Origin of the sequence: Pseudomonas sp. IT-P2, from assembly GCF_949767575.1 — a bacterium.
GTDB lineage: Bacteria > Pseudomonadota > Gammaproteobacteria > Pseudomonadales > Pseudomonadaceae > Aquipseudomonas > Aquipseudomonas pharyngis.
Genome location: NZ_CATKQA010000002.1, coordinates 217,144 through 224,921 on the forward strand (window position 1 = coordinate 217,144; position 7,778 = coordinate 224,921).

The 7,778-nt window shown below is 60.8% G+C and carries 7 protein-coding genes; 1 reads left to right on the forward strand and 6 read right to left on the reverse strand.

What is annotated here, in order from left to right; all coding sequences use genetic code 11:
* Positions 1-7 precede the first annotated feature (7 nt).
* The 6 genes from glcF to ACM6JM_RS02015 all read right to left on the reverse strand — a co-directional run bounded on the left by glcF (position 8) and on the right by ACM6JM_RS02015 (position 6,555).
* On the reverse strand, positions 8-1,225 hold the full coding sequence (glcF, locus tag ACM6JM_RS01990) for a glycolate oxidase subunit GlcF (RefSeq protein WP_039770762.1): 1,218 nt from the start codon (positions 1,223-1,225) through the stop codon (positions 8-10).
* A 3-nt stretch (positions 1,226-1,228) separates the two neighbouring features.
* Positions 1,229-2,293: a glycolate oxidase subunit GlcE gene (gene glcE / locus ACM6JM_RS01995; protein WP_414881232.1), complete on the reverse strand. Its 1,065-nt coding sequence runs from the start codon at positions 2,291-2,293 to the stop codon at positions 1,229-1,231.
* Positions 2,293-3,792, reverse strand: coding sequence for a glycolate oxidase subunit GlcD (gene glcD / locus ACM6JM_RS02000; RefSeq protein WP_414881233.1), 1,500 nt, complete (start codon positions 3,790-3,792; stop codon positions 2,293-2,295). Before glcD ends, glcE begins: the two co-directional genes overlap by 1 nt.
* 169 nt (positions 3,793-3,961) lie before the next feature.
* Positions 3,962-4,801, reverse strand: coding sequence for a glutathione-dependent disulfide-bond oxidoreductase (gene yghU, locus ACM6JM_RS02005; RefSeq protein WP_210709481.1), 840 nt, complete (start codon positions 4,799-4,801; stop codon positions 3,962-3,964).
* A 192-nt stretch (positions 4,802-4,993) separates the two neighbouring features.
* Complete coding sequence (locus ACM6JM_RS02010) at positions 4,994-5,470, reverse strand: hemerythrin domain-containing protein (protein WP_039770748.1); 477 nt, start codon at positions 5,468-5,470, stop codon at positions 4,994-4,996.
* A 242-nt stretch (positions 5,471-5,712) separates the two neighbouring features.
* Positions 5,713-6,555: a helix-turn-helix transcriptional regulator gene (locus tag ACM6JM_RS02015; RefSeq protein WP_414881234.1), complete on the reverse strand. Its 843-nt coding sequence runs from the start codon at positions 6,553-6,555 to the stop codon at positions 5,713-5,715.
* 94 nt (positions 6,556-6,649) lie between these two features.
* On the opposite strand from ACM6JM_RS02015, the gene ACM6JM_RS02020 reads away from it, so the two are divergent.
* A complete protein-coding gene (locus ACM6JM_RS02020) occupies positions 6,650-7,606 on the forward strand; it encodes a threonine dehydratase (RefSeq protein WP_103386461.1) in 957 nt (318 codons plus the stop codon).
* Positions 7,607-7,778 lie beyond the last annotated feature (172 nt).

Here is a 7,778-nt window from a genome sequence, read left to right on the forward strand (position 1 = left end):
CGGACATTCAGCGGCAATGCGCGTCCACCAGTTCGATCCAGTGCCTGACGGGCGTGCGGCCGGCGCCATCGAGGTGTGCCTGACAGCCGATGTTGGCGGTGGCGATGATCTCGGGATGACCACTCTCCAGCGCAGCGAGTTTGTTGTCGCGCAGTGACCTGGCCAGCGCCGGTTGGGTGATCGAGTAAGTACCTGCCGAGCCGCAGCACAGATGAGCGTCGGGGACCGCAGTCAGGTCGAAGCCCAGTCGGACCAGCACCGACTCCACCACACCGCCAAGTTTCTGCGCGTGCTGCAAGGTGCAGGGGCAATGGAAAGCCACACGTTGATTGGCGTGGATGCCTAAGGATTCGAGCGGCTCTTCGCGCAGCACCTCAACCAGATCTTTTGCCAGCGCGCTGACGGCTTTGGCCTTTTCGGCATAAGCCGGATCGGCGCGAAGCAAATGCCCGTAATCCTTGATGAACGCCCCACAACCGCTGGCCGTCTGCACGATCGCCTCGGCACCCCGTTCGATGGCCGGCCACCACGCATCAATGTTGTGGCGGGCGCGCTCAAGGCCGGTGGCCTGGGCGTCAAGGTGATAATCCACCGCGCCGCAACAGCCAGCCTCGCGGGCAGGAATCACGCTGATGCCCAGACGATCCAGCACCCGCGCCGCTGCGGCATTGGTGTTGGGTGACAGGCCCGGTTGCACGCAACCCTCCAGCATCAGCACTTGCCGGGCATGGCGGATGCCGGGAACTGATGCAGGCATTACCGCGTTGTGTGGCAGCTTGTCTTGCAAGGCGTCGGGCAACCATCTGCGCAACATCTGACCGCCGTTGATCAACCCTTTGAACAACCGTGGATTGGGCACGATATTTCGCAGCCCTTCACGTAACAGGCGCTGCCCGAGCGGACGCGGGACGGCGGCGTCCACCACCGCCCGGCCGATGTCGAGCAGGTTGTGATAGTCCACGCCGGAAGGGCAGGTGGTTTCACAGTTGCGGCATGACAGGCAGCGATCCAGATGTTGCTGGGTTTTCGCCGTGACTTCGTTGCCCTCAAGCACTTGCTTGATCAAGTAAATGCGTCCGCGCGGGCCGTCCAGTTCATCGCCGAGCAATTGATAAGTCGGGCAGGTCGCGTTGCAGAATCCGCAATGAACGCACGTGCGCAGGATGCTTTCGGCCTCTTCGGCGCGGGGCAGTTGCCGGGCTTGCGGGCTGAGGGTGGTCTGCATGGCTCAAAGCTCCGCGTACAGACGCCCGGGATTGAAAATGCCCCGGGGGTCGAGTTGTCGTTTGAGTTGGCGGTGATAGTGCAGCAGGGGGGGCGCCAGAGGATGGAACGGTTCGTCGATCAGGCCGTGGTTGTAGCAGGTCGCATGCCCGCCGACGTCACCGACGACTTTGCGAATGATCGCAGCTTCGGCCGTCGATTTGAGCCAGCGTTGCGCGCCTCCCCAGTCAAGCCACTGCTCGCCGGGCAGGTTCAGCGGCGGCGTGTTCAGCGGCACGGACAGGCGCCAGAGCGGTTGGTCTTCGTCGAAGAAGCCCAGGTGTTGTTCGTTGAGATCGGCCCAGAACGAACTGTCGATCAGCTCGCCACCCAGGCGATCATGGGCGGCCGCCACCGAACCTTCGCCACCCTCAAGACGCAAATGCAGTTGCCGGCCATCGTGACACGCGGCGCTGATCGGCAACGGTTGCTGGCCCCATTCGGCCAGACGCAGCAACGCCTGTTCGCTGGGCATTTCCAGACTGAGGCTCAGGCACGCTCGCGGTTTGGGCAGCACCTTGAGCGAGACTTCGGTGATCACCCCAAGCGATCCGTAACTGCCGGCCATCAGGCGCGACAGGTCATAACCGGCGACGTTCTTCATGACTTCGCCGCCGAAGCGCAGGTGTTTGCCATGACCGGTGATGATTCGCGTGCCCAGCACGAAATCGCGCACCGATCCCGACCAGGGCCTACGCGGCCCGGACAGGCCCGTGGCGACCATGCCGCCGACCGTGGCATCGTCGGCGAAGGCGGGTGGTTCGCACGCCAGCATCTGTTGCGAAGCGTCCAGCACGGCCAGCAGTTCCACTAGTGGAGTGCCGCAGCGTGCGGTGATCACCAGTTCGGTCGGGTCGTAGCTGACGATGCCGCGATGGGCGCGAGTGTCGAGAATCTCGCCACCGACGATGCGCCCGAGAAACGCCTTGCTATTGGCGCCCTGGATGCGCAGCGGGGTAGCGTTTTCCAGTGCCCGGTTGACCTGTTCGAGCAGCGCGGCGCTGTCATCGAAATCCATCGCGTCGCCCATCAGAACCGCTCCAGTTCGGGGAAGGGCAGTTGCCCGTGGTGTACGTGCAGGGCGCCGAATTCGGCGCAGCGGTGCAGGGTTGGAATGTTTTTGCCGGGGTTGAGCAGGCCGCCGGGATCGAACGCGGCTTTGACGGCGTGGAACAGGTTCAGCTCATCGCTGTTGAACTGCGCGCACATCTGGTTGATTTTTTCCCGGCCCACGCCGTGTTCTCCGGTGATGCTGCCGCCGACCTTGACGCACAGTTCGAGGATCTTGCCACCCAGCGTTTCAGCACGCTCCAGCTCGCCGGGCTGGTTGGCGTCGAACAGAATCAGTGGATGCATGTTGCCGTCGCCGGCATGGAATACGTTGGCGACTCGCAGGCCGTATTCGGCTGAAAGCTGTGCAATCGCATGCAGTACGCCAGGCAACTCGCGGCGCGGGATGGTGCCGTCCATGCAGTAATAGTCCGGCGACAACCGGCCCACGGCAGGGAAGGCATTCTTGCGCCCGGCCCAGAATCGCACGCGCTCGGCCTCGTCTCGGGCCTGGCGCAGTTCGGTGGCGCCGGCGTGTTCGAGCACTTGCCGGACCCGCGCGCAATCATCGTGGACATCCGCTTCAACGCCATCGAGTTCACAAAGCAGAATGGCCTCGGCATCCACCGGATAACCGGCGTGGATGAAGTCTTCGGCAGCGCGGATCGCCAGGTTGTCCATCATTTCCAGGCCACCGGGAATGATGCCGGCCGCGATGATATCCGCCACGGCGCGGCCAGCCTTTTCCACGGAGTCGAACGCCGCCAGCAGCACTTTGGCCGTCTGCGGTTTGGGTAAAAGTTTGACCGTGACTTCGGTGATGACCCCGAGCAGGCCTTCGGAACCGGTGAACAGCGCCAACAGGTCGAAACCGGGGGAATCCAGTGCGTCCGCCCCCAGCGTCAGGCGTTCGCCATCGACGGTGAGGATCTCGACCTTGAGCAGGTTGTGCACGGTCAAGCCGTACTTGAGGCAATGCACACCACCGGCGTTCTCCGCCACGTTGCCGCCGATTGAGCAGGCGATTTGCGAGGAAGGGTCAGGTGCGTAATACAGCCCGAACGGCGCGGCGGCCTGGGAAATCGCCAGGTTGCGCACACCGGGTTGAACCCGTGCAGTGCGGGCCTTTGGGTCGATCTGCAGGATGTTGTTGAAGCGCGCCATCACCAGCAGCACGCCTTTTTCCAGCGGCAAAGCACCGCCGGACAAACCGGTCCCCGCGCCCCTGGCCACCACCGGCACCCGTCGTTCATGGCAGATCTGCAACACGCCCTGAACTTCATCGATATGCCGTGGCAGTACCACCAGCAGCGGCGTGGTGCGGTAGGCCGAGAGGCCATCGCACTCGTACGGTTTCAGTTCCTCGCGCTGATGCAGCACGTCCAGGTCTGGCCATTGGTGCTGCAGGGCTTGCAGAAGCGCGACTTTGTCGACGTCGGGCAAGGCGCCGTCGACCTGTTCGTCGTAGAGAATGTTCATGCGGGTGGACGACCCTCCGTTGTTGTTCGAGGTCGGGTGTCGCACTTTCATCGCTGGGCCGCTGACACCTGGAAATAAAGCGTAGCGGTCCGTGGGGCGGTGGGAGCGATTTATCAGACACAACGCCTGATGCCGGAGGCTACAGGCGCTGTATCGGATAAGGCCAATGTCAATCCAGATCGCTCGCCTGATGTCGCTCCGGAACCTGGCTCGCTTCATCGCCCCACGTCCGGTTGACGCGCTGGCCGCGAATAACCGCAGGTCGTTCGGCAATCTCTTGCGCCCAGCGCTGCACGTGGGTGTATTCATGGGCGCTCAGAAACTCGGCGGCGGAGTACACATTGTTGCGCACCAGTTGTCCGTACCACGGCCAGACCGCGATGTCGGCGATGGTGTAGTCGTTGCCGGCAAGGTAAGGGCTTTCGCTCAGGCGGCGATCGAGTACATCCAGCTGACGCTTGGCTTCCATGGTGAATCGATTGATCGGGTATTCGAGTTTTTCCGGCGCATACGCATAGAAATGCCCGAAGCCACCGCCCAGATACGGCGCAGCACCCATTTGCCAGAACAGCCAGTTCAGGGTTTCGGTGCGACCCGCCGGATCGGAGGGCAGGAAGGCGCCGAATTTCTCCGCCAGATACAACAGGATCGAGCCAGATTCGAACACGCGAATGGCCGGCTCCACGCTGCGGTCCAATAGAGCCGGAATTTTCGAGTTGGGGTTGATCTCGACAAAACCGCTGGAGAACTGGTCTCCTTCGTTGATGCGGATCAGCCAGGCATCGTATTCAGCGTCGGTGCAGCCAAGCGCCAGTAATTCCTCGAGCAGAATGGTCACCTTCACACCATTGGGCGTGGCCAGCGAGTAGAGCTGCAGCGGGTGCTTGCCGAACGGCAGCGTTTTTTCATGCGTCGGCCCGGCAATCGGGCGATTGATATTGGCGAATTGGCCGCCGGAAGGCGCGCTGTGTTTCCAGACCTTGGGTGGCACGTAAGACGTATTGCTCATGAAACGGACCTCATCGGTTAATGGCCGGAATGTTGTGAGCCCGAATGGGAACAGCGGGCTCATGACGAACAGCACACCACACAACGGCGTTTGAATGCCACCGGCGGGCGGATGAAAATTCGCGGGACTCGAGCGTGATATCAACCCAAAGAAAAGCCCGGCAGATGCCGGGCTTTCTGGGTTTCGGGAGCATCACGCCGCCACGTTGCCGGCCATCATTTCCTTTTTGTAGCTGGCTTTCATTGCTTCCATTTGTTCGCCCAGTTCATCGAGCTTCGCTTTGCCGAGGAGTTTTTTTGCCTGCGGAAACATCTCGGTTTCTTCCTCTTCGATGTGATGCTCCAGAAGCTCCTTGACCACTTTGACCCGGCCAGCGAACTCGGGCGTACCCGGATCAGTCAGTTTGAGGTCTGGCAGTACCAGCGAATCCACGGTGCGGTGCTCTTCCTTGGCTTCGAAGTACATGATGTCCTGTTCCTTGGTGCCGGCTTCCTTGAAGGCCGGATAAAGGATTTCCTCTTCGAGTCGGGTGTGGATCGAGATCTCCATTTCCAGTTTGCCCAGTAGCTCGACACGTTTTTTCAGGGCCCGGTCCGTCGATTCGCTGAGTTGGCTCAGAATCCCTTTGACTTTCTCGTGGTCGGCTTTCAGAAGGTCGATCGCGTTCATGTTGGTTGCCTCTGCTATTCAGGGTTAGAACACAGTCCGATGTCTCTCGGCGCCGTGGATTCCCGAAGAACAACGCATTTGCCATGCCAGTCGCGCGTCTCGGCCAAAGGCGTCTGGATCAGGGGTTGTGCGATAGCAGGGCTGAGGGAGGTCGTGCAGCCTGCATGAACGACGTGCAATCGGCATTGCAGAACACGACCCGAAGGGTTGTGGGCGTGATTTTTCGGATCAGAAGACAGCGATCACGACGGATGTTTTTTACCGGTGCTGGCGCTGTGGCAAGTACTTTTGCGTAATTGTGCCGGACTCACGCCAAGTCGTTGTTTGAAGGCGCTTGCCAGGTGCGCCTGGGAATTGAATCCACAGGCCAGGGCGACCTGCGACAAGGCCGTTTTCCCGTCGCATATCATCGCCCGAGCCCTGGCCAGGCGCCGGTCGATCAAATAGCTATGGGGGCTTTTGCCCGTGGCTTGTTTGAAGGCGCGAGTGAAATAGCCTTCGGACAATTCGAGCAGGTGTGCCATCGACAGTACATCGAGCGGGCCATTGAGACCTGCGTCAATGAACTCATCCAGCCTTCGCATTCGGCTGTCGGTGATCGAGCCGCGGTGCACTGGCACGTCCTGAACTGCGGCGCGCTCAGCCAGCGCAAGCGCCCAGGTTTCCAAGTCATCGTCCCATTTGGGCTGCAACAGCGCGCTGCGCATTCGCTGGGCAAGAAGAATGGCCTGCGGGTCGATGCGGTTGTTGAATGGCCGATCTCCGGCCAACACACCCCCTTTGGTGCGGATGACCCGCAGGTATTCACCGCCCACGGGGGACTCGGACAACACATCACAGCCGACCGGGACAAACGCCAGGCCATTGGGCATCGCGTCGAAGGGACGTACCCGGTCAGTACCGATGGCATGCAGGCCGCGTTGGCTGTCGAAGGCAAAGCCAATCGCTGACTGGGTCGCCACGTAGCGTGCCGAGTAGGCTGCGCCGGGCAGCAATTCGATCGTCCACGAACCTGCCTCGATGCGACGGACCGGTTCCGCAAGGGGTGTGATGTGCTGACGGTTTCGATGACTCATGAGCGCCATAGTAGTGAAGGGATGGCATAAAAGTCAGGTTCGTTTTTTGAAAGCCGACGCGACGCCTGCGTGCCTAGACTGGGGCAAAGCCAAGGAGACGCTCATGCATACAATCACGCGCGATGACCTCGAACACGCTGCCCGCCAGGTTTACCAGGTGATGCCAGCTACCGCCCAGTATCGCTGGCCTCTGCTGGCCGAGCGATTGGGATGCACCGTTTGGGTCAAGCACGAAAACCACACGCCGACCGGTGCCTTCAAGGTGCGCGGCGGCATTACCTTCATGAACTGGCTGCGCCGTGAGCACCCGAGCGTCAAAGGCATCGTTTCTGCGACGCGTGGCAATCATGGCCAAAGTCTTGCACTGGCAGCCAGTGCCGTGGGGCTGAGGGCATTGATCGTTGTGCCACAGGGCAACTCGCAGGAAAAGAACAACGCCATGCGCGGGTTCGGCGGTGAGGTGGTCGAGTACGGGCGTGACTTCGATGAAGCTCGCGAAGAGGCTGCTCGCCTGGCGCAGGAACATGACTTGTACCTGGTGCCGCCATTTCATGCCGAACTGGTCAAGGGCGTTGCGACGTATGCGCTTGAGCTGTTCAGTGCAGCGCCAGAGCTGGACACCGTCTATGTACCCATCGGCTGTGGTTCGGGAATCTGCGGTGTGATTGCTGCCCGGGATGTGTTGGGCCTGAGTACCGAGGTAGTAGGGGTGGTGTCGACGGAAGCAATGGCCGCCAAACTGTCTTTCGAAGCGAAAACGATCTGTGAAACCGCGTCGGCCAACACTTTTGCCGACGGCCTTGCCGTGCGCAGGCCTGTTGCCGAGGCGTTCGACATTTATAGGAAGGGGGCAGCGCGGATCGTCTCGGTAAGCGAAGATGAAATCGCCGAGGCCATGCGCGTGTATTACACCGATACCCATAACCTTGCTGAAGGGGCGGGCGCGTCCGCGTTGGCGGCCTTGATGCAGGAGCATGAAAGGCGGGAGGGGAAAACGGTCGGTGTGATTCTATCCGGGGGAAATGTTGATCGAGCGATCTATGCGGGGGTGATTGGATGATTGCTACCTTATATAGCCGGTACGGGGGGTAGTTTTCGCAAACGCGACCTGGCCTGTTGAGTATGGAAAAGAATTTTCACACGGGGGTTGACCACCTGTTTTGATCCTGTATTATTCGCCTCCCGCTAGCGAGCAACTTGAGTTGCTTCTAGCGCAAGTGATTGAATTCAAA

Bases quoted from the DNA above. Each gene is read 5' to 3' on its own strand.
- glcE (WP_414881232.1), bottom strand. From the start codon at position 2,293: ATGGGCGACGCGATGGATTTCGATGACAGCGCCGCGCTGCTCGAACAG.
- ACM6JM_RS02015 (WP_414881234.1), bottom strand. From the start codon at position 6,555: ATGGCGCTCATGAGTCATCGAAACCGTCAGCACATCACACCCCTTGCG.
- glcF (WP_039770762.1), bottom strand. From the start codon at position 1,225: ATGCAGACCACCCTCAGCCCGCAAGCCCGGCAACTGCCCCGCGCCGAA.
- ACM6JM_RS02020 (WP_103386461.1), top strand. From the start codon at position 6,650: ATGCATACAATCACGCGCGATGACCTCGAACACGCTGCCCGCCAGGTT.
- ACM6JM_RS02010 (WP_039770748.1), bottom strand. From the start codon at position 5,470: ATGAACGCGATCGACCTTCTGAAAGCCGACCACGAGAAAGTCAAAGGG.
- yghU (WP_210709481.1), bottom strand. From the start codon at position 4,801: ATGAGCAATACGTCTTACGTGCCACCCAAGGTCTGGAAACACAGCGCG.
- glcD (WP_414881233.1), bottom strand. From the start codon at position 3,792: ATGAACATTCTCTACGACGAACAGGTCGACGGCGCCTTGCCCGACGTC.